The following is a 22,462-nucleotide window of genomic DNA, read 5'->3' as shown; positions in this document are numbered from 1 at the left end:
AATGAGTGAGATGACTCTCAATGCTGCAGAGCAACCAATCGATGAATTGGTAGGCTGGGTAAAGCAGCACGATTTCTCATTGAACCTGACGACAGAACGATTAGCTTTTTTGATCGCGATTGCTGTATTGAGCAACGAAAGGTTTGATGAAGAATTGGGTGAAGGTGAACTGCATGATGCGTTTACTATCGTCACTCGACTATTTGAAGAAACGGGTGACGCATCCGCGTTTCGTGCTAACAACGCAATTAATGAGATGGTGAAACAGCGACTAATCAGCCGCTTCACCAGTGAAATTACCGATGGTGCCAGTATTTATCGTTTGTCACCGTTGGCTATTGGTATTACTGACTACTATGTACGCCACCGTGAGTTTTCACGTTTACGTCTCTCTATTCAGCTCTCGATGGTGGCTGATGAGATGGCAAAAGCGATTGAAGCGGCGCAAAAAGGCGGTACAGCCGGCCATTGGAAGAAAAACGTTTATGGCGTGTTGAAATACTCTGTTGGAGAGATCTTCGATCAAATCGACCTTAACCAACGAGTAATGGATGAGCAGCAGCAATCAGTCAAACAGCAGATCGCTGATCTTCTTAATAAAGATTGGCGTGAAGCGATCAATAACTGTGAAGCCTTGCTGTCTGAAACATCGACCACGCTTAAAGAGCTGCAAGATACTTTGCAAGCGGCTAGCGATGAACTTCAAACCCAAATCCTCGACATTCAGGAGATCGTATACGGTGATCCAGAATTAGATTTTATTGAAGAAGCGCTGTTTAGCTTACAAATGAAACTCGATCGCATCACCAGTTGGGGACAACAGGCGATCGATTTGTGGATCGGCTACGATCGCCACGTGCACAAATTTATCCGTACCGCGATTGATATGGATAAAAACCGCGCGTTTAGCTCCCGCCTACGTCAATCGGTTAAAGATTATTTTGATATGCCTTGGTATCTGACTTATGCAGATGCTGAGAGGCTAGTCGATCTTCGTGACGAAGCTTTGGTACTTCGTGATGACGAGGTGACTGGCCAAGTTCCGATGGAAGTAGAATACGAAGAATTTCAACAAGTCAATGATGAGCTATCAGAGCGCATTGGTGACATGCTCAAAGCTCACAAGCAGCAGGGCGCACCAATCGATCTTGGTATAGTCCTGCGCGACTATCTCGCCCAGCACCCTCGTACTCATCACTTTGATTTAGCCCGTATCGTTATCGATCAGGCCGTGCGTCTTGGTTATTCAGAATCTGACTATCAGGCGATTCAACCAGACTGGCAAGCGATTAACGATTTTGGGGCAAAGGTACAAGCAAATGTCATCGACAGATACTAATGAATACATGCCAGATAATCTGGTTAAAGCAATTTCTAACCCTCTGTTCCCAGCATTAGATAGCATGCTGCGCGCAGGGCGTCATATTTCGAGTGAAGACTTAGATAATCACGCATTACTGTGTGATTTTGAAGTCGAGCTTTCGGCTTTTTATCAACGTTACAATACGGAACTGGTAAAAGCGCCTGAAGGTTTCTTTTACCTACGTCCTCGTTCAACTTCTCTTATAAGCCGTAGTGTCCTTTCTGAATTGGATATGTTGGTGGGTAAAGTGTTGTGTTTTCTTTACCTTAGCCCTGAGCGTTTGGCTCATGAAGGCATTTTTACCAACCAAGAACTTTATGAAGAGCTGATTGCGTTGGCTGATGAAGCTAAGCTGATGAAGCTTGTGACCAATCGTGCAACAGGTTCTGATTTAGATAAAGAAAAGCTGTTTGAAAAAGTGCGCACTTCTTTGCGTCGTCTTCGCCGTTTAGGAATGATCATCAATATTGGTGAAACCGGTAAATTCAGTATCAGTGAATCGGTATTTCGCTTCGGTGCGGACGTTCGCGTAGGTGATGATATGCGTGAAGCTCAGCTACGTCTGATCCGTGACGGTGAAGCCGTGGTTCACGTGAAAGAACCGAGTCAAGGCAGTCTACTTTCTGAAGAAAATGACAATAACGAGCAAGCTCAAGAAGAAACAATCGAAGTAGGTGAAGCATGATTGAACGTGGTAAATATCAATCGCTGACCATGGTTAACTGGAACGGCTTTTTTGCCCGTACCTTTGATATTGATGGATTAGTTACAACCTTATCTGGCGGTAATGGTGCAGGTAAGTCGACCACAATGGCGGCATTCATCACCGCTTTGATCCCGGACCAAACGTTACTGCATTTCCGCAACACAACCGAGGCGGGCAGCAGCCAATCGTCTCGTGATAAAGGCCTTTACGGTAAGCTGCAACCAGGTGCTTGTTACGCAGCACTTGATGTGATCAACTCACGTAATCAACGTTTATTGTTCGCAGTGAAGCTACAGCAGGTCGCGGGCCGTGATAAGAAAGTGGATATTAAACCTTTCGTTATTCAAGGTCTACCAAGCCATGTGAAGCCAACAGACATCTTGATCGAAAGCGTTTCGGCAACGCAAGCTCGCGTTCGCCAAGTTAACGAAGTGAAAGAAGCGATCGCTGAGTTTGAAGGCGTTCAATTCAAAGCGTTTTCTTCTATTGTTGATTACCACGCACAAATGTTTGAGTTTGGCGTTATTCCGAAGAAGCTGCGTAACTCAAGTGACCGTTCTAAGTTCTACCGCCTAATCGAAGCATCACTATACGGTGGTATTTCGAGTGCCATTACGCGCTCGCTGCGCGATTACCTTCTGCCACAAAATGGTGGTGTTAAGAAGGCTTTCCAAGATATGGAATCGGCACTGCGCGAAAACCGCATGACGTTAGAAGCGATCAAAACGACTCAAGCGGATCGTGATCTTTTTAAACATTTGATCACCGAATCAACCAACTACGTGGCTGCTGACTACATGCGCCATGCTAACGATCGTCGCAATAAGTTAGATCAAACCTTGTCATTGCGTAGTGAGCTATTTGGCTCGCGTGAAACCTTGGTTGAACAGAACAACTTGTTGAACCGAGTGCAAGAAGAGCTTGAACTACTGATCGAGTCAGAATCTGCCTTAGAGCAAGATTACCAAGCCGCATCGGATCATTTGCAGTTGGTACAAAATGCCTTACGCCAACAAGAAAAGATCGCCCGTTATCAAGAAGATCTTGAAGAGCTGAATGAGCGCCTTGAAGAGCAAATGATGGTGGTTGAAGAAGCGCAAGAACGCGTATTGATGGCGGAAGAGCAAGCAACGGTTTCGGAAGAAGAAGTCGACAGCTTGAAGACTCAACTTGCAGATTACCAACAAGCGCTTGATGTGCAGCAAACTCGTGCGCTGCAATACCAGCAGGCGGTTCAAGCACTTGAGAAAGCACAGCAGCTTCTTGATGACGAAACGCTATCAGCAGAATCGGCTCAAGCACTGGTTTCAGAGCTAAAAGGCAAAGAAGCAGCAAGCACTACAGCGCTTCTGTCTGTTAAACATAAGCTAGATATGTCTTCGGCAGCGGCTCAGCAGTTTGAAAGCGCGCTGAAGCTAGTTAAAGCTATTGTGGGTAATGTTGAGCGTAAAGACGCATCTGCACAGGCAAAACAAGCGATTCAAAAATCGCGTGATGCTCAGCAAACGGCGCAAAATGAGCAGCAATGGCGTGCACAACATCGCGACCTAGAGCGCAGCTTAAATCAGCAGCGTCAAGCGAGTGAGCTTGTTGAGAGTTACCAAAAGCAGCACAACGTTACGCTTACGGATGAAATCGCGTTTGAGCAAGAGCGTGAACGTCACGGCATGTTGATCGAATCGCTAGAAGTGGCTCAAGAAGAAGTGCGCGAACTTCGCAGTGAACAGCGCCGAGTTGAGCAAGATACGCAAGCTGAAATTCGTAAGTTAGAAGCGATTGCGCCAACCTGGATTGCAGCGAATGACGCACTAGAGAAACTAAAAGAGCAGAGCGACGCTGAGCTAGAAGATAGCCAAGCAGTCATGTCTCAAATGCAGATAGTTCTAGAGCAAGAGAAAGAACAATCGCTAGCGAAAGATAAATTGGCGGAGCGCCGTAACCAGTTAGAAACTGAGATCGAGCGTCTAGCATCACCAGGTGGCTCAAATGATCCGCGTCTAAAAGGGTTAGCAGATACTTTAGGTGGTGTATTGCTGTCTGAGATTTATGACGATATCACTATTGGTGATGCGCCATATTTTAGCGCAATGTATGGTCCAGCGCGCCACGCGATCGTGGTGTCTGATCTCTCAGGCATCGAAGAGAAGTTGGTGGAGCTAGATGATTGTCCAGAAGATCTTTACATCATTGAAGGTGATGTCGATGCATTTGATGACAGCTCATTCGATGCAGAAGAGCTAGAAGGAGCGGTATGCGTTCGTATGAACGATCGTCAAATGCGTTATTCTCGTCTTCCTGAGATTCCACTGTTTGGCCGTGCGGCTCGTGAACAGCGTTTGGAGCTACTTCGCAATGAACGTGATGAAGTGGTTGAACAACACGCAAAAGCGGCGTTTGATTCACAGAAACTTCAGCGTCTATACCAAGCATTCAATAACTTTGTTGCGCAGCACATTCAAGTGGCGTTTGAGTCAGATCCGGAGCAAGCGCTGTTGGGTATGCGTGAACAACGCAACCAAGCGGTGCGTTTATTAGCTGATTTAGATGCGAAAGAGCAACAACAACGCTCTCAGCTTACTAACAGCAAACAAGCTTTGTCTTCACTTGATAAATTGGCACCGCATATCGCATTGATTGAAGACGATACGCTTCAAGCTCGTTTTGACGAACTGGAAGAGAAAATCGGCCAGCTTTCAGAAGCGAAAGCGTTCCTAAATAACCACGCGAAATCTATCGCTGAGCTTGAAAAGATTGCTACTGCGCTTGAAGCAGACCCAGAGCAATTTGATGCGCTTGAAGCTGAATACAAAGCGGCAGACCAAGATCTACAAGATCTGAAAAAGCAGATTTTTGCACTGTCTGATCTGGTTGAGCGTCGTCACTATTTCGCTTACTCAGATTCAGTCGACCTACTAAATAAGAGCAGCGAGTTAAGCGAGCAGCTGAAATCTAAGCTAGTCCAAGCTGAAAGCAGCCGCACGCGTACTCGTGAAGAGTTGAAACAGGCACAAGGCCAAATGAACCAGTACAACCAAGTATTGGCATCATTGAAGAGTTCACACCAAGCAAAATTGGAAACCGTTCAAGAGTTTAAACAAGAGCTACAAGAGTTTGGTGTAACGGCTGATGAAGGTGCGCAAGAACGAGCAGCTCGTCGTCGTGATGAACTGCAAGAGCGTCTGCACACCTCTCGTAGCCGTAAGAGCGAATATGAGCGTACTATCACCTCGACTGAGCTGGAAATGAAGGCGTTAGCAAAACGCTTGAAGAAAGTTCAGAAAGAGTACGTCGAAATTCGTACCTTTGTGGTTGCAGCGAAAGCAGGCTGGTGTAGCGTATTGCGTTTAGCGCGTGAAAATGACGTAGAGCGCCGCCTACACAAGCGCGAGTTAGCGTACATGTCGGCAGATGAGCTGCGTTCGATGTCAGATAAATCATTAGGTGCGCTGCGTTTAGCGGTAGCAGACAATGATGATCTGCGCGATTCACTGCGCCTGTCTGAAGATAACTCACGCCCAGAGCGTAAAGTTCTATTCTACATCGCTGTATACCAACATCTGCGTGAGCGTATTCGTCAGGATATCATTCGTACTGATGACCCAGTAGAAGCCATCGAAGAGATGGAAGTGGAGCTTGCTCGTCTAACTGAAGAGCTGACTCAACGTGAAAACCGTCTAGCAATCAGCTCTGAGTCTGTGGCGAGCATCATTAAGAAGACGATTCAGCGTGAGCAAAACCGTATTCGAATGCTTAACCAAGGCCTATCAAACATCTCGTTTGGTCAGGTGAAAGGTGTGCGTCTAAACGTGAAGATCCGTGAGAGTCATGAAGTTCTGCTAAATGGTCTTGCTACTCAGCAAGATCAGCATAGAGATCTGTTTGAATCGAATCGCTTTACCTTCTCTGAAGCAATGGCGAAACTGTTCCAACGTGTGAATCCACATATCGACATGGGCCAGCGTTCGCCGCAAGTTCTGGGTGAAGAGTTGCTAGATTACCGTAACTACTTAGAGCTAAGTGTTGAAGTTAACCGTGGTTCTGATGGTTGGTTACAAGCGGAATCTGGTGCTCTATCTACGGGTGAAGCGATCGGTACCGGTCAGTCAATCCTGTTGATGGTTGTTCAGAGCTGGGAAGAAGAATCTCGTCGTCTACGTAGTAAAGACATTGTTCCATGTCGTCTATTGTTCCTTGATGAGGCAGCGCGTCTGGATGCGAAGTCTATCTCGACGCTGTTCGAACTGTGTGACCGTCTGGATATGCAGCTTCTTATCGCTGCGCCAGAGAACATCAGCCCAGAGAAAGGCACAACCTACAAGCTGGTACGTAAGGTGTTTAAAGACCATGAGCACGTACACGTAGTTGGTCTACGCGGCTTTGGTCAAACCGAGAAGCCGAAAACAGAAGCACAAGAGCTGATAGAAGAGTTCTAACATAGCTTCATATTGGAAAAGCCTGGTTAATTACCAGGCTTTTTTGTATCTGCTCACTGACTCAAACCTGACATGTCAGAAGTGACGGGCATCGTTACCCGGAACAAGACAGAGAATATAAAAAAGCCCCACATCAGCATGCGGGGCTTTGTCTGTTGAATGCAAGTTTAAAACTGAGCTTGGCTACCAAACTGCTTAGCTGCGTAAGCGACACGCTCTTCAGGCGTCGGGTAGTTGGCTGGCATACCTAAGCCTTCAATATGGTGAAGTCTTGGTAGTAAACCTGCGCCGTTAGCGATCTGAATTGCTAAACCAGGACGAGCATTTAGTTCTAGTACCATTGGGCCTTCTTCTTTATCCAATACCATATCGGTACCCATATAGCCCAAACCTGTCATTTCCCAAGCGCTAGAGGCCAACACCAGTAAGCGCTCCCAATGTGGAACTTGAAGAGTTGACAGATCTTTGTCGGTATCTGGGTGATGAGTAATCGGTTGGTCATATTGAACCGCACGTATTGCTTTGCCCGTCGCGATATCAAGGCCAACACCGACCGCACCTTGGTGCAAGTTAGCTTTACCATCAGAGGCTGAGGTTGAGCAACGCATCATCGCCATCACAGGGTAGCCCTTAAATACGATAATCCGCACATCTGGCACGCCTTCATAACTGAAGCCATCAAAACAGTCGTCGAACTTAATTAAGTTTTCAACCACGGCCACGTCATTCTTACCACCAAGTGAAAACAAACCTGCCAGTGCATTACTGATATGGCGTTCCACATCTTCTTGGTTGATGGTCGAGCCTGAAGGTTTGGTATAGACCCCATCTTTGTGAGAGGTAATGACCAAAATACCTTTACCGCCACTACCTTGTGCTGGCTTGATCACGAAACCAGGCCAATCTTTTACCATGTTGTGAATGGTTTTAACTTCGGCTTGGTTATGGATCACCCCAATAAGGGCAGGGACAGTTGCCCCTGCAGCTTCGGCAATGATTTTGGTTTTTAACTTATCATCCACCAACGGATATTTAGAGCGATCATTATAGCGGCCAATGTAACTGTGGTTACGTTGGTTCATGCCCATAATACCCTTATGGCGCAGCTTACCCGGCGATGTAAATTGAGAGGTAAAACGTGAAAACATGTTTAGTCCTCCGCAAGTGGCTTAAAGCGGCGCAGCTCTGTTAAACGGTAACCTGTGTAGGTACCAAGTAGTAGAATGCCGCCTAATACGATAAGTTGCAGACCAATAAAGTTAAACGTTAGGTGCTGAATAAATGGGTTTGTCATGGCTAGGTAAACCAGAACCGCCGTCAGTAGTGAGCCACCACCTTGCAGTACTACCTCTTTCGCTCCTTCCTCTTCCCATAGAATCGACATACGTTCGATAGTCCATGACAAGATGATCATCGGGAAGAAAGTGATCGATAAACCTTCCGTTAATCCAATCTTAAATGCCACTACAGTAAAGACAGAGATGATCATAATAACGGTAATGATCACTGCTGAAATTCGTGCGACGAGCAGTAAGTTAAGCCTCGATAGATAGCTTCGAATCACCAAGCCCGTACCCACAATCAGTAGGAAACCGACAATACCTGTCACTAGCTGCGTTTGTACAAAGGCAACAGCAATCAGTACTGGCATGAAAGTACCTGATGTTTTTAAACCAATGATCACACGCAGGAATACCACGATTAGAGCACCGATTGGGATAAGCATGATGGTTTTAAACATCGCTTGCTCTTCTAGAGGCAAGCTATGAATCGAGAAGTTGATAAGATTATCGGCAGTCACTTTATCGTTGGTCGCTTGCTGAGGCGAAACCTCTTGCGCAATCATCGAGAAGTGTACTTGGCTGTTTTGGCCACCCATCAGATCCAGCAAAGAAACGTTTGATTCATCCCAAACCAGAATGTTTTCTGCAATAACTTGTTCTGGGTTAGTTGGATTGAAGAGTACCCACTGTTTACCATCCCAAACTTGGTTCATGTGTTGAATAGTTTGGCGACGGCGGCCATCTTCAAGTTCAATCACGCCAACGACTTTGCCAGGAACTTGAGCGTAAGCCAGCATTTTGTTGACGGCTTCAACCTTAGTCATCTTGTTGAGAATCAGAGAGGCATTTTGGCTTTCACTATCGTTGATGGTTTTAATAAGCTCGCGAGTGAAAGTGACATCATCTGCAGAACGCTGATTCGCTCGCTCAATTAGGGCGATAGCAGCCGCTTCGGTTGGACCATCAAAAGTTGGTTTAGTGATTTCACCGGTAGGAGGGATAGCTTCCACTTTGGCTTGAGGATCAACAAGGAATTGAGCCTTGTAGTAAATGGTTTGTGCGCCGGTTGCACTACGAATAGACCATTCTGCGCGGCGACCAGATTCGGTATTAACATAAGAAACGCCGTAACCTGGAGATGAAGAAGATTCATCAATAAGAGTGAAACCATTTTGAGTGTGAGGTGCAGCGAGTGATGCTTTTACCGGTTTGTTTTGAGCGTTAAACTCAACGCGGGCCTCAATATCCCAAACTTGGCGTGTTTCTCCTGGAGTCCAAGGAACGCCATAAGTTTGGTGACGGAAAATACTTAATACGATACCAGCTAGGATGAGTAGCGCGACTGATATGTAAAATGGGACTTTAGATGTCATAAGCTACCTATTATTTTTTGTTGGCTTCCGTATGGATGTATTTCTTGCTTACATCGACCATTGCAATATCACGAATGAACTCACGACCAAGAAGAACAGGGTGGCTCATCTGAGAACGGTCAGCCAAGGTGAATTGCGCTTTCTCGTGGATACTACCTAATTTCACCCAAAGCTCGACGACTGCACGTCGCTCGACTTCTTCATTAGTCGATTGGCGAATTTTTACGTAACGAATAATTGGCGATTCAATCCAGTTTTGATCGGTAAGTGGTCTATCACCATCAGATAGGTGGAATCTCACCCAGTTTTTACCGTTGCGCTCGAATTCTTCGATATCAACCGCGTTGAGTGAAGAAGTAGCAGCACCGGTATCGACACGAGCATCAAAGGTCTGTTTGATGGCATCAATCGTTACTTTTTCTACTTCACCAAGCACAATTTGGTGGCTTGGTGTAGGTTGGATAGGGGCTGGCGCAGGGATAACAACAGGTTCGTTTTTAATCTTAACCTCAGCCATTATCTCTTTTTTGAATGTGTTCAGTTCCTTATCGAGCGTTTCTAACTGAGATTCTAGGCTCTCGATATAATCGGTTTGGTTACTGAGTTGAAGATTTAAATTCTCAATCTGAGTTGAGAAGTTTGATTCTGAAGCTTGAATCGCTGCGAGAGTTTCATTGTGGTACTGCTCGCCTTTTGTCAGCGTGCAGCCTGAAAGCAAGACTATAGCAACAACGGGAGTCAATCTGGTTAGCATGAATAAACCTGAGAGTGTTTAAAATAGTTATAAATAAGGAGTTTAGCGCATAATTTAGATCACTCACAGCTTACACGCGAGACATTGTTCTCATAGAGTAAGGATTGGTGACAGAGCGCATAAAAAATAAGGGCGCTGAGCACCCTTACTTAACAATAAAGATTCGTGAAGAGGTTACCTGCTATCGTTTGGCGAAAGGTTAGCTCTTTGTCAAATCATCTGCCGATATAACAAGTCACGTTTAAGGTTTTGTTGCAACCAGCACAGCACGGCGTGGAGCAGGGTGTCCTTCAACGGTTTTTGTTGGATCGTTCGGATCTAGGTAATCTGGTAACGAGTTATGTGTCATCCACTCAGTTGTGCGCTGTTCGCCGATGCTTGTCACGTTCTCATCGACAATTCGCACGTCTGTGAAGCCGACTTGCTCTAGCCATACCTTGAGCGCTTTAGCTGAAGGGAAGAAGTAGACATTGCGCATTTGCGCATAGCGGTCAACAGGCACTAATACCGATGTTTCGTCGCCTTCAATCACAAGGGTTTCGAGTACCAGTTCACCGCCAGACACAAGTTGGTCTTTTAATTGAATCAAATGATCCAGTGGAGAGCGGCGATGGTAAAGCACACCCATGCTGAATACGGTGTCATAAGCTTCTAATTTTGGTAGTTGCTCAATACCCAGTGGCAGCAAGTGGGCGCGTTGGTCATCGCCCATCAGTTTACGAATTGCTTCAAATTGAATAAGGAACAAGTGGGAAGGATCAATACCCACACACAAACGAGCACCTTCTCCAAGCATGCGCCACATGTGGTAACCGTTGCCACAACCCACATCTAATACACTGCGGTTTTTTAATGGTGAAATGTGGGGTAATACGCGATCCCATTTCCAGTCACTGCGCCATTCTGTGTCGATATGAATGCCATGTACTGTGTATGGACCTTTACGCCAAGGGTGGAAAGTTCGAAGTAGACTCTCTAGCTTTTTCAGCTCGCCTTGGTGGAAAGGGGTGTCATTACTCAAAGTAACTGAGTTTTTTAGATCAACCTGGTCTGGTGAACCTTGAGGGATTTTGTTAAGTGCTTTTAACCAACGGCCGAAATCGCCATGTTCAGCGTTTTGCCAATCGGTTAGCTGTTGAGGTAATACATTTAGCCAAGGCTGAAGTCTGGTGTCTTGGGCAATCAACTGATAAAAATTAGCAAAGTTAAACATAGTTTTTCACTGATTTGATGGTGTAAAAGTTAAAATAGTCTTTCCCTAGGAGAATGACTTCTCAATGAGAGCGAGCAGTATCGCGAACCCTATTTAATCGCAAACATCGAGCCAAAGTTAAAGCACTGGAACCAGACGTCATAGCTTGTAAAGCCGATTTTCTCGAAGCGCTCTTTATGCTCTTTCTTAGAGTCAGGGCGCATCACATTTTCGATAGCGCTGCGCTTTTGGCTGATTTCAAGTTCGCTGTAGCCGTTTGCACGTTTAAAATCGTGGTGAAGATCGATAAGTAGTTCATTGGATATTTGATCTTCGAATACGTATTTTTCCGATAAGATAAGAATGCCGCCTGGGCGAAGGCCAGCGTAGATTTTTTCTAGCAGTAAATAGCGATCTTCAGGAGAAAGGAATTGCAATGTGAAGTTAAGAACAACGACGGATGCATTTTCAATTTTGATCTCACGAATGTCGGCTTCGACCACTTCTACTGGTGTGTCACTGCGGTATGCATTTACATGTAATTTGCAGCGCTCAACCATAGCGGATGAGTTATCAACGGCAATGATCTGACAGCCTTCTTGCTTTATATGACGACGCATCGAGAGAGTCGCAGCACCTAAAGAACAACCAAGATCGTAGATATTAGAGTGTGGTTTTACAAAGCGCTCGGCTAGCATGCCAATCGCTGAAATAATGTTGCTGTAGCCAGGAACTGAGCGCTGAATCATGTCTGGAAAGACTTCCGCAACACGCTCATCAAAGGTGAAATCCCCAATTTTATCGATTGGAGCCGAAAAAATAGTATCTGGATTGCTCTTAGGGTTCATAACTCGTTCTCACAGTGCACAAGCGGTTAGGCTTTGCGAAGTCTACAGACATTAAAAAGGCGCGTATTTTATGAGAAATTCGAGTCTGTGTCATGTGTTAAACCTAACTGTTCGTTTTCTTCACTTAAAACATCTGTATTTGCGCATTACCGTTGTTTGCTGGGAATGAATTTAGATTTGGTAATTTTATCTTTTCTTGCAACTGCTTATATAGATTCGCTGCAAGCTCAGGGGCAACGATATTATCGGCCGTATGAATCATGACATAAGGTTGCTTGCCTTCGTTTATCCACTGCGGCAATTTTGTCAGCCAAGGCGTGAACCAGTCGTAGTTTTCTGATTCGGTGGGGTGGCCAATGAATCTGATCATAGGCGTTTTCGCTGTCGCAATTGCGTGCACTGGAACGCGAGGTTTCTTCTGCTGCGCATCAATAATGGCTTCATTATCTGGGGCTGCAGCAAACACGGGCCGGCTATCCATAATGATGCGGTCATAACCTTTTTCCACTAACCACTGATTGAGCTGTTTTTCTGCTTCACCTTTAGCAAAAAAGGCCGGATGGCGAACCTCGACACCAATAGGGAAGCTTGGTGGGAAAAGGGTACAAAACTGTTTCAGTTGCTCTAAATGCTCCGGGCCAAATGCAGCAGGCAGTTGAATGGTCCACTGACCTATTCGTTCATGTAAAGGCTCCATGATCTGCATGAACTCTTTTAATTGGGCTTGACTAGCTCGCAACATCTGCTGGTGGGTGATGGCTTTCGGCAGTTTAAATGTAAAGCGAAAATTGTCGTCAGTCGCTGCTTTCCAGTTATTCACTGTGCTCTGGTTAGGTGTGGCGTAAAACGTGGTATTGCCTTCAACGGTGTGAAATACCTGAGCGTACTTCTCTAACCTTTCAGCAGGCTTGGTTCCGCTTCCATAAAATGTCTGTTGCCAGTTGTTATGTGACCACATGGTCAGGCCGAGTCTTAGTGGTAAATCGTCCATAATCTCAAATAACAATTTGTCTGTAATTTTTCGTTGATGAGAGTTTTGCCGAATCCCCCCAAATAGGGCTATAATCAGCGCCAATTTTTTCATATTGCTGCTGTTTTACGCCTTAGTTGGTGTAAAAAGCATCAATAGATTGTAAATCGCAATAAATTGTACGTTGGGTAGTCGATCTAAAGCGACTTTCAGCGTATAAATGGAACTTTGCTCTATCGGTAACGTTATCACCGATAGATAGTAATCAACAAATTTTAAGAGATTGGGAAATTCATTATGCGTACCCATTACTGTGGTCACCTGAACAAGTCCCTTGCAGGACAAACTGTAGAACTTTGCGGCTGGGTTAACCGTCGCCGTGATTTAGGCGGTCTTATTTTCATCGATATGCGAGATCGTGAAGGCGTTGTTCAGGTAGTTGTCGATCCAGATATGGCAGACGCGTATGAAATCGCTAACACGCTTCGTAATGAGTTTTGTATCAAACTGACAGGTGAAGTACGCGTTCGTCCAGATAGCCAAGTAAACAAAGACATGGCAACGGGTGAAGTTGAAATCATCGCGAAAGGCCTTGAGATCATCAACCGCTCAGACGTTCTTCCGCTTGACTTCAACCAAAAGAACTCAGAAGAGCAGCGTTTAAAATACCGTTACCTAGATCTACGTCGCCCTGAAATGAGTGATCGTATTAAGCTACGTGCTAAAGCGTCTAGCTTCGTTCGTCGTTTCCTTGATGACAATGGCTTCCTAGATATCGAAACGCCAGTACTAACAAAAGCAACGCCAGAAGGCGCTCGTGATTACCTAGTACCAAGCCGTGTTCACAAAGGTAGCTTCTACGCACTTCCTCAATCTCCACAGCTATTTAAACAGCTGTTAATGATGTCTGGTTTTGACCGTTACTACCAAATCGTTAAGTGTTTCCGTGATGAAGACTTGCGTGCTGACCGTCAACCTGAATTCACTCAGATCGATATCGAAACGTCATTCATGACGGCTGATCAAGTTCGTGCAACGACTGAAAAAATGGTTCGCGATATGTGGCAGGAGCTACTAAGCGTTGACCTAGGTGAATTCCCAGTGATGCCATTCTCTGAAGCGATGCGTCGTTTCGGTAGTGACAAGCCTGATCTACGTAACCCACTAGAGCTAGTAGACGTTGCTGATTTAGTAAAAGACGTTGAGTTCAAAGTATTCTCTGGCCCAGCTAACGACGAGAAAGGTCGCGTTGCAGTTATCCGTGTACCAGGTGGCGCTAAGCTAACTCGTAAGCAAATCGACAGCTACGGTGAGTTCGTTGGTATCTACGGTGCGAAAGGCCTAGCTTGGATGAAGGTTAACGATCGTGCTGCAGGCATGGAAGGTATCCAGTCTCCAGTCGCTAAGTTCCTAAACGAAGACGTAATCAATGGCATTCTAGATCGTACTCAAGCTGAGTCTGGTGACATCATCCTATTTGGCGCAGACAAAGCGAACACAGTTTCTGAAGCCCTAGGCGCACTACGTCTGAAGCTAGGTACTGACCTTGAGCTAACTAACGAAAGTGCATGGGCGCCACTATGGGTTGTTGACTTCCCAATGTTTGAAGAAGACGACGAAGGTAACCTACACGCAATGCACCACCCATTCACATCACCACTAGGTGTGAACGCGGAAGAGCTAAAAGCGAACCCAGCAGCGGCTAATTCAAATGCATACGACATGGTTCTAAATGGTTACGAAGTGGGCGGCGGTTCTGTGCGTATCCACAATGCGGAAATGCAGTCTGCAGTATTCGATATCCTAGGTATTGAAGCTGACGAGCAGCAAGCGAAGTTTGGTTTCCTACTAGACGCGCTTAAGTTCGGTACACCGCCGCACGCAGGTCTTGCATTCGGTCTTGACCGTCTAGTAATGTTACTTTGTGGTACAGAGAACATCCGTGACGTAATCGCATTCCCTAAAACGACAAACGCTTCTTGTCTACTAACAGACGCTCCAAGCCTTGCTAACCCAGCATCACTTGAAGAGTTAGCGATTGCAGTTAAGGCAGCAGAGAAGAAAGAAGAAGAGTAATCTTATCTTTCCGACTGAATAGCAAAAGCCGCTTCAAGTGAAGCGGCTTTTTTGTATTTGGAGTCTTTGATAAAAGGAGGGATGGGAGTGAGTTCAGATTCGTCATTCGATAGAATAATAAGGAATGAGTAGGGAATCTCTATAGCTTTTCGACCCGCTACAGCTTAATCTCTTTCCATTCACCTGGCTGCAAATCACCTAACGTCACATCACCCATCGAGTATCGAATTAAGCGCAGCGTAGGGAAGCCGATATTGGCTGTCATACGACGTACTTGACGGTTACGCCCTTCAATAATCGTAATCGCAAGCCATGTGGTTGGGATGTTGGCCCTAAAACGAACAGGCGGGTTACGTTCCCAAACTTCTGGCGTTTCCATTACTTCGACTTTAGCAGGGAGCGTCATGCCATCTTTAAGCTCGACGCCTTTGCGTAGCTTGTCTAAATCTGAATCCGTTGGCGTGCCATCAACCTGAACCCAATAAGTCTTTGGTGATTTCGATTTAGGTTGAGTTAGCTTAGCTTGTAAGATGCCATCATTGGTCAAAATCATTAAGCCTTCGCTGTCACGATCCAGTCTTCCTGCTGCATAAACATCTTTAACAGGGATGAAGTCAGCCAGCGTTTTTCTGCCCTCACCATCTGTGAACTGGCTCAATGCATCGAAAGGCTTGTTAAATACAATCACTTTGCGGTCTTCAGGCGCAATTTTAGGTTTATCGCTAGCGACTTTTTTACGGTTTTTCGATGAATGTTTTTTAAACCCTTGAGATGAAGAGGGACGTTTAAAACCCGACCGGCTATTACGCGGAGACGAGTGAGTAGACTCACTGCGTGAGCGTGGTGACATGTTAACTACCTTGCAAAAATGTAAATGAAGTGTGGGTAAAAGTTTTAACTAACTCGTGAATGAGCTATCATTTGCGCGCCCAAAAACAGGATTAATGCACAAGATAATAGACTATTATCCGAATTTTGTTTAATTATAACTAATCGTTCTCAAGGATGTCGCTTAACGGTGACTAAAATTAAAAAGAGACGGACAAATCGCAACAGGTGAGGGGATAATTCATAACTTGTTAGCGGACACACACATAGGACCTTTTCACTGGTCCGGTTAGAACAATAGGGAAATTTCATGCCTACAGAAAAACCTACAATTATTTACACTATTACTGATGAAGCACCTGCGCTAGCGACATATTCATTACTGCCAATTATTCAATCATTTACTGCTTCTTCAGGCATCGACGTTGATACTCGTGATATCTCTCTTGCTGGGCGTATTATTGCTAACTTCCCAGAGCATCTAACAGAAGAGCAACGCATCGGTGACGCACTAGCAGAGCTAGGCGAGATGGCAAAAACGCCAGAAGCGAACATTATCAAGCTACCAAACATTTCTGCGTCTATCCCTCAGCTAAAAGCAGCAATCAAAGAGCTGCAAGATAAAGGCTACAACCTACCTAACTACCCAGCTGAGCCAAGCACTTACGAAGAAGAAGCAATCAAAGCGACTTACGATAAAATCAAAGGCAGTGCGGTAAACCCGGTACTACGTGAAGGTAACTCTGACCGTCGTGCTCCATTGTCTGTTAAGAACTACGCAAAGAAAAACCCTCATTCAATGGGTGCGTGGTCTAAAGATTCTAAGTCTCACGTATCAAGCATGTCTGGTAGTGACTTCTTCGGTAGCGAAAAATCGCACACTGTTGATGGCGCAACAAAAGTTCAAATCGAATTTGTTGCTGCAGACGGTGCGGTGAAGCAACTTAAAGCGCCTTTCGCGATTCAAGATAAAGAGATCATCGACTGTTCAGTGATGAACAAGAAAGCTCTGGTTGAATTCTTTGATGCACAGATTGCTGAAGCGAAAGAGCAAGACGTTCTATTGTCACTTCACATGAAAGCAACCATGATGAAAGTGTCTGATCCTGTGATCTTTGGTCACGCGGTTAAGGTTTACTACAAAGACGTATTCGCAAAATACGGCGAGCTATTTGACAAGCTTGGCGTTGATGTAAACAACGGCATCGGCGATGTTTACGCTAAGATTGAAGCGCTTCCTGCTGCTCAAAAAGCAGAGATCGAAGCAGCACTTCAAGCGGTTTACGAAACTCAACCACCTTTAGCTATGGTTGATTCTGACCGTGGTATCACAAACCTACACGTACCAAGCGACATCATTGTTGATGCATCTATGCCTGCAATGCTTCGTTCTTCTGGCCAAATGTGGGGTCCAGATGGTAAACAAAAAGATACCAAAGCAATGATCCCAGATCGTAGTTACGCCGGTATCTACCAAGCTGTTATCGACTTCTGTAAAGAAAACGGTGCCTTTGATCCAACCACAATGGGCAGCGTGCCAAACGTAGGTCTAATGGCTCAAAAAGCGGAAGAGTACGGTTCACACGATAAGACATTTATCCTTGATGCCGCGGGTACAGTACGTGTTGTTGATGCATCTGGTGCAACGCTGCTAGAGCAAGCCGTTGAAGAGGGTGACATCTTCCGTATGTGTCAGGTGAAAGACGCGCCGATTCAAGATTGGGTGAAGTTAGCGGTTACTCGCGCTCGCGCAACAGGTGTTCCAGCGGTCTTCTGGTTAGATGAAAACCGTGCTCACGATGCTCAGTTAATTAAGAAAGTAAACGCTTACCTACCAAACTTCGATACAGACGGCCTAGAGATTAAGATCCTTGCACCGCTTGAAGCGTGTCAGTTCTCACTTGTTCGTATCAAAGACGGTCTAGATACGATTTCAGTAACGGGTAACGTACTGCGTGACTACCTAACAGACTTGTTCCCAATTCTAGAGCTTGGTACATCAGCGAAAATGCTATCAATTGTTCCTCTAATGAACGGTGGTGGTCTATTTGAAACAGGTGCTGGTGGTTCTGCTCCTAAGCACGTTCAGCAAGTAGAGAAAGAAAACCACCTACGTTGGGATTCTCTTGGTGAATTCTTAGCTCTTGCTGCATCATTAGAACACCTAAGCACAGTGGCAGGTAATGCTAAAGCGCAAGTACTTGCTGATGCACTAGATAAAGCAACGGGTGATTTCCTAGACAACAACAAGTCGCCATCGCGTCGTGTTGGTGAGCTAGACAACCGTGGTAGCCATTACTACCTAGCAACTTACTGGGCACAGGCATTGGCAGCTCAAACTGCAGATGCGGATCTGGCTGCTGAGTTTGCACCAATCGCAGAGGCGCTTGCTTCTAACGAAGATAAGATTGTTGCAGAGCTGAACGACGCACAAGGTGTTGTGGGCGAGCTAGGCGGCTACTATGCGCCAGTATTTGAGAAGGCAGCTCCGCTGATGCGTCCAAGTGCAACGCTTAACGCTATCATCAACGGTTAATGAGTCGATATAAAAATAAACCCGCCGAAAGGCGGGTTTTTTGATCTTGTAATCTTTGTTATCTATTTCATTAAACTATGGCAGCGGTTTATTTAGCTAATTGAGCTTCCACTGGTGTCACGACGCTTGCGTGATTACCTTTTGGACCTTGTTCCACTTCAAAGTTAACTTGTTGGCCTGCTTTCAGAGTACGATAACCATCCATTTGAATAGTGGAGTAGTGCGCGAACACATCGCCATCGTCACCCTCTGGACAGATAAAACCAAATCCCTTGGCGTTGTTAAACCATTTTACTGTACCTGTAGCCATGCTATACATCCCTCATGCATTTTGTTACTGATGTTGTTTAAACGCTCACAGTTTCCAATGTGAACAAAAAGTGAATTTCCATTCAGCCGCTGCCAAACTTTTAGTCACTATTTGACCAATTTAGCCAATGAGGGAGCACAGTCAATAAGAAAAAGGTCTTAGAGTCTACATATTTGCAAACAAATCACTTTTGAGATTTACATTTTTATAACTAGTGGGACTATCTCTTAATTTGACATATTAAGGCTATCAATGCTTTTTGGTTTCTTTTTAATCAATTAGATAGATAAAACTGAAACAGTAGAATCTTTTATTTGCAGCGACCCAATTGCTGCATTAGTCTCTAAGTATGGGCAAATGATTTCTTAACCAATTTGTCCTCAAATGTAAGAGCTAAATTCAAAACTTCTGCTCGATGAAGTGGTAAAATTAAGGTTAAGTCATACGTCAACGCGATAAATCATGAGCAAGCATTTTGAATGGGTGACTCCGGATTCAGATCTTCTGGAGTTAGAAAAAACAAAAATTAAACCGCCATCTATGTATAACGTTGTGTTAAATAACGATGATTACACCCCGATGGACTTTGTAATTGAAATTTTGGAACGTTTTTTTTCAATGGATGCGGACAAAGCAGCACAGGTAATGCTTAAAGTGCATTATGAGGGGAAGGCAATTTGTGGCACATTTACTGCTGAAGTTGCTGAAACCAAAGTGGCCCAGGTCACCATGTATTCCAAGGAAAATGAGCATCCTTTGCTTTGTACGATGGAACAAGCCTAACGTTTGTTCGTACAACTTAGTTGTTGTTGAAGGAGGTACTTATGCTTAATAAAGAACTAGAGTCGAGTCTAAACAGTGCGTTTTCTCGAGCTCGCGATAAACGACATGAATTCATGACTGTCGAGCACCTCCTGCTAGCATTGCTGGAAAATGATGCGGCTAGAGAGGCTTTGCAGGCCTGTCAGGCTGATATTGAAGCTCTACGCAATGAGCTTGATATTTTTATTGACCAAACAACCCCACTTATCCCAGAAAACGACGAAACGCGTGAGACTCAACCTACATTGAGCTTCCAACGCGTACTTCAACGTGCTGTTTTTCACGTTCAATCTTCAGGTCGCAGCGAAGTGACTGGTGCCAATGTGCTGGTAGCGATATTTAGCGAACAAGAATCTCACGCCGCTTATCTTTTGAAGAAAAACGATATCAGCCGTCTGGACATCGTTAACTTCATCTCACATGGCATTACTAAAGCTTCAAGCTCTGATGATGCTTCTTCGTCAGATTCATTCAGTAGCGATAGCGTTGAAGAAACTAACCCAGAAGAGCGTTTAGAAAGCTTTGCAACCAACCTAAATCAGGTGGCCAAAAAAGGTCAAATCGATCCATTGATTGGTCGTGACAAAGAGCTTGAGCGTACCATTCAAGTTCTGTGTCGTCGTCGCAAGAACAACCCATTGTTAGTCGGTGAAGCTGGCGTGGGTAAAACGGCAATTGCTGAAGGCCTTGCGTGGCGCATTGTTGAAGGGCAAGTCCCTGAAATCATTAAAGACAGCGTGATCTACTCTTTGGATATCGGTTCACTGCTTGCGGGTACTAAATATCGTGGCGATTTCGAAAAACGCTTCAAAGCGATTTTGAAACAACTTGAGAAAGAAGAAGACGCAATTCTGTTCATCGATGAAATCCATACCATCATTGGTGCTGGTGCAGCGTCGGGTGGTCAAGTTGATGCTGCGAACCTAATTAAGCCATTGCTAAGTAGTGGTAAGTTACGCTGTATTGGTTCGACAACTTACCAAGAGTACAGCAACATTTTTGAGAAAGAGCGTGCACTGTCACGTCGCTTCCAAAAAATCGATGTCGTTGAGCCTTCGGTTGATGACACAACTAAGATCCTGATGGGGCTTAAACCGAAGTACGAAGCGCACCATGAGGTTCGCTATACCAATAAAGCGCTACGTGCTGCGGTTGAGTTGTCGGCGAAGTACATTAATGAACGTCATTTACCTGATAAGGCCATTGACGTGATTGACGAAGCGGGTGCTCGTAGTCGTTTGGCTCCTGCAAGTCGTCGTAAGAAAACCGTTGGTGTCGCAGATATTGAAGCAATGGTAGCTAAGATGGCTCGCATTCCAGAGAAATCAGTTTCTTCATCAGACAAAGAAATTCTACAAAATCTTGATCAGAAGATGAAAATGCTGGTATTTGGTCAAGATGATGCAATTGATGTACTGAGTGAAGCAATTAAGCTGACTCGCGCTGGATTAGGAGCAGATAACAAGCCGGTAGGTTCATTCCTATTCGCGGGCCCAACAGGTGTTGGTAAAACGGAAGTCACGGTTCAGCTTTCTAAATTGTTAGGAATTGAACTGCTGCGCTTTGATATGTCTGAGTACGGCGAACGTCACTCTGTCAGCCGTTTGATTGGCGCTCCTCCTGGTTACGTTGGTTACGATCAAGGTGGTCTACTAACGGATGCAGTGATTAAAAACCCGCATGCCGTGGTTCTTCTGGACGAAATCGAGAAAGCGCATCCAGATATCTTTAACTTGTTACTGCAAGTGATGGATAACGGTACTCTTACGGATAATAATGGCCGCAAAGCAGATTTCCGTAATGTTATCTTGGTGATGACAACCAATGCTGGCGTTCAAGAGACAGTGAAGAAATCGATCGGTTTGATCCAACAAGATCACAGTCACGATGCGATGTCGGTTATCAAGAAAGTCTTTACGCCAGAGTTCCGTAACCGTTTAGATAATATTATTTGGTTCAACAGCCTAGATGAGCATGTGATTCATCAAGTCGTGGATAAATTCATTGTTGAATTGCAAGCTCAGTTGGATGCTCGAGGCGTATCGCTTGAAGTATCTGATGATGCTCGCCACTGGTTAGCGGTTAAAGGCTACGACAAGGCAATGGGTGCTCGTCCTATGAGCCGCGTTATCCAAGAGCAACTGAAGAAACCATTGGCTAATGAGCTACTGTTCGGTTCATTGGTTGACGGTGGTACGGTGAAAGTTGAGCTGAAAGATGATGAGCTAAAGTTCGAGTATCTTAGTGAGAAAGAAGCCGCTATTCATTAATCGAAAAGCACTGTAATAAAAGCCAGAGCACTGCTCTGGCTTTTTTGCTTTCAATGTATTTCCAATTTGCTTAGCGAAACACGGCCGACACAGCTTGATAAGCGCTCTCAACCGAATTCGGCACCTCTTGCACGGTTTGAAAGCCTTTGGCTGGATAGGATTTGATGCGTTCAAAATCACCCAACATCGCTCTAATTGTGGTGTCGAGATCGATTTCATCATTGAAGTAGTCACAGAACGCCATTTTCGGTGAGGTGACGCAGACATGGCTAAAAGTATAGGGCCACTGTTTAGTAAATGTCGCGATGGTTCGGCGTTCCATGTAAGGCTTTTGTACCAAAATAAACGAATCAAAATCGAATTTGAGTTGCTGGACTAATTTCGCTGTAAATTGGACATTCTCTCCAGTATTGGTAGCTTGATTTTCGGTGATGATATTAGCTGTAGGTACCCCGAGATCTCTAGCGATTTGAGCAAATGTTTCCGCTTCACTTCGTTCAAATACACCCTCGGTAAGGCGTCCCATTCCGCCAGAGAAGACGAGTTTTTCAGCCCAGCCTTGAAGGTAGAGGCTTGCTGCGTACTCAGCAACACGGACATCATTGCTACCTAAGACAAAAATGCAGTCTGACTTTTGTAAGTCGTGGTTTAACTGCATGTATGACCAAAGGTGTTCGATGTGTTGGTACAGCTTCATA

General features: G+C 45.1%; 16 protein-coding genes. 7 read left to right on the top strand and 9 right to left on the bottom strand.

What is annotated here, in order from left to right; all coding sequences use genetic code 11:
- Position 1 precedes the first annotated feature (1 nt).
- The 3 genes from mukF to mukB are packed head-to-tail and all read left to right on the top strand — an operon-like array spanning position 2 to position 6,502.
- Positions 2-1,339, top strand: a complete 1,338-nt coding sequence (mukF, locus tag GVO60_RS09680) for a chromosome partition protein MukF (RefSeq protein WP_159653379.1) — start codon at positions 2-4, stop codon at positions 1,337-1,339.
- The gene (mukE, locus tag GVO60_RS09675; protein WP_162596538.1) at positions 1,320-2,048 is read left to right on the top strand and encodes a chromosome partition protein MukE; all 729 of its coding nucleotides are present in this window, start codon (positions 1,320-1,322) and stop codon (positions 2,046-2,048) included. The genes mukF and mukE overlap by 20 nt, the downstream gene beginning before the upstream one ends.
- Complete coding sequence (gene mukB, locus GVO60_RS09670; protein ID WP_159653375.1) at positions 2,045-6,502, top strand: chromosome partition protein MukB; 4,458 nt, start codon at positions 2,045-2,047, stop codon at positions 6,500-6,502. Before mukE ends, mukB begins: the two co-directional genes overlap by 4 nt.
- Positions 6,503-6,669: 167 nt before the next feature.
- Here the strand turns inward: mukB and GVO60_RS09665 are convergent, their stop codons facing one another.
- The 6 genes from GVO60_RS09665 to GVO60_RS09640 all read right to left on the bottom strand — a co-directional run bounded on the left by GVO60_RS09665 (position 6,670) and on the right by GVO60_RS09640 (position 12,943).
- Positions 6,670-7,650 (bottom strand): alpha-L-glutamate ligase-like protein, encoded by a 981-nt coding sequence (locus GVO60_RS09665; protein WP_159653373.1) that lies wholly within the window; start codon positions 7,648-7,650, stop codon positions 6,670-6,672.
- A 2-nt stretch (positions 7,651-7,652) separates the two neighbouring features.
- A complete protein-coding gene (locus tag GVO60_RS09660) occupies positions 7,653-9,158 on the bottom strand; it encodes an inactive transglutaminase family protein (protein WP_159653371.1) in 1,506 nt (501 codons plus the stop codon).
- A 10-nt stretch (positions 9,159-9,168) separates the two neighbouring features.
- Positions 9,169-9,912, bottom strand: a complete 744-nt coding sequence (locus tag GVO60_RS09655) for an ATP-dependent zinc protease family protein (protein ID WP_159653369.1) — start codon at positions 9,910-9,912, stop codon at positions 9,169-9,171.
- 241 nt (positions 9,913-10,153) lie between these two features.
- Complete coding sequence (gene cmoB, locus GVO60_RS09650; RefSeq protein ID WP_159653367.1) at positions 10,154-11,125, bottom strand: tRNA 5-methoxyuridine(34)/uridine 5-oxyacetic acid(34) synthase CmoB; 972 nt, start codon at positions 11,123-11,125, stop codon at positions 10,154-10,156.
- 89 nt (positions 11,126-11,214) lie between these two features.
- Positions 11,215-11,952 carry a carboxy-S-adenosyl-L-methionine synthase CmoA gene (gene cmoA, locus GVO60_RS09645; RefSeq protein ID WP_159653365.1) on the bottom strand — a complete coding sequence of 246 codons (738 nt, stop codon included), beginning with the start codon at positions 11,950-11,952 and terminating at the stop codon, positions 11,215-11,217.
- Positions 11,953-12,076: 124 nt separating this feature from the next.
- Positions 12,077-12,943, bottom strand: coding sequence for a DUF72 domain-containing protein (locus tag GVO60_RS09640; protein WP_162596542.1), 867 nt, complete (start codon positions 12,941-12,943; stop codon positions 12,077-12,079).
- A gap of 276 nt (positions 12,944-13,219) precedes the next feature.
- Here GVO60_RS09640 and aspS point away from each other — a divergent pair, with 276 nt between their 5' ends.
- A complete protein-coding gene (gene aspS, locus GVO60_RS09635) occupies positions 13,220-14,998 on the top strand; it encodes an aspartate--tRNA ligase (RefSeq protein WP_159653363.1) in 1,779 nt (592 codons plus the stop codon).
- A gap of 157 nt (positions 14,999-15,155) precedes the next feature.
- Here aspS and GVO60_RS09630 read toward each other — a convergent pair whose 3' ends face one another.
- A complete protein-coding gene (locus GVO60_RS09630; protein WP_159653361.1) occupies positions 15,156-15,848 on the bottom strand; it encodes a pseudouridine synthase in 693 nt (230 codons plus the stop codon).
- A 288-nt stretch (positions 15,849-16,136) separates the two neighbouring features.
- Between GVO60_RS09630 and GVO60_RS09625 the strand changes: the two genes are divergently transcribed.
- Complete coding sequence (locus GVO60_RS09625) at positions 16,137-18,362, top strand: NADP-dependent isocitrate dehydrogenase (protein ID WP_159653359.1); 2,226 nt, start codon at positions 16,137-16,139, stop codon at positions 18,360-18,362.
- A gap of 88 nt (positions 18,363-18,450) precedes the next feature.
- Here GVO60_RS09625 and cspD read toward each other — a convergent pair whose 3' ends face one another.
- Complete coding sequence (cspD, locus tag GVO60_RS09620; protein WP_159653357.1) at positions 18,451-18,672, bottom strand: cold shock-like protein CspD; 222 nt, start codon at positions 18,670-18,672, stop codon at positions 18,451-18,453.
- 462 nt (positions 18,673-19,134) lie between these two features.
- On the opposite strand from cspD, the gene clpS reads away from it, so the two are divergent.
- Both clpS and clpA read left to right on the top strand, forming a co-directional pair.
- Complete coding sequence (clpS, locus tag GVO60_RS09615; RefSeq protein ID WP_159653355.1) at positions 19,135-19,455, top strand: ATP-dependent Clp protease adapter ClpS; 321 nt, start codon at positions 19,135-19,137, stop codon at positions 19,453-19,455.
- Positions 19,456-19,496: 41 nt separating this feature from the next.
- Complete coding sequence (gene clpA / locus GVO60_RS09610; RefSeq protein WP_159653353.1) at positions 19,497-21,764, top strand: ATP-dependent Clp protease ATP-binding subunit ClpA; 2,268 nt, start codon at positions 19,497-19,499, stop codon at positions 21,762-21,764.
- 70 nt (positions 21,765-21,834) lie between these two features.
- Here the strand turns inward: clpA and GVO60_RS09605 are convergent, their stop codons facing one another.
- The gene (locus GVO60_RS09605) at positions 21,835-22,461 is read right to left on the bottom strand and encodes a YdcF family protein (protein ID WP_159653351.1); all 627 of its coding nucleotides are present in this window, start codon (positions 22,459-22,461) and stop codon (positions 21,835-21,837) included.
- Position 22,462: the final 1 nt, after the last annotated feature.

Source organism: Vibrio atypicus (assembly GCF_009811315.1).
GTDB lineage: Bacteria > Pseudomonadota > Gammaproteobacteria > Enterobacterales > Vibrionaceae > Vibrio > Vibrio atypicus.
The sequence above is the reverse complement of the archived record's forward strand: the minus strand, read 5'-3'. Positions and strand labels throughout refer to the sequence as shown.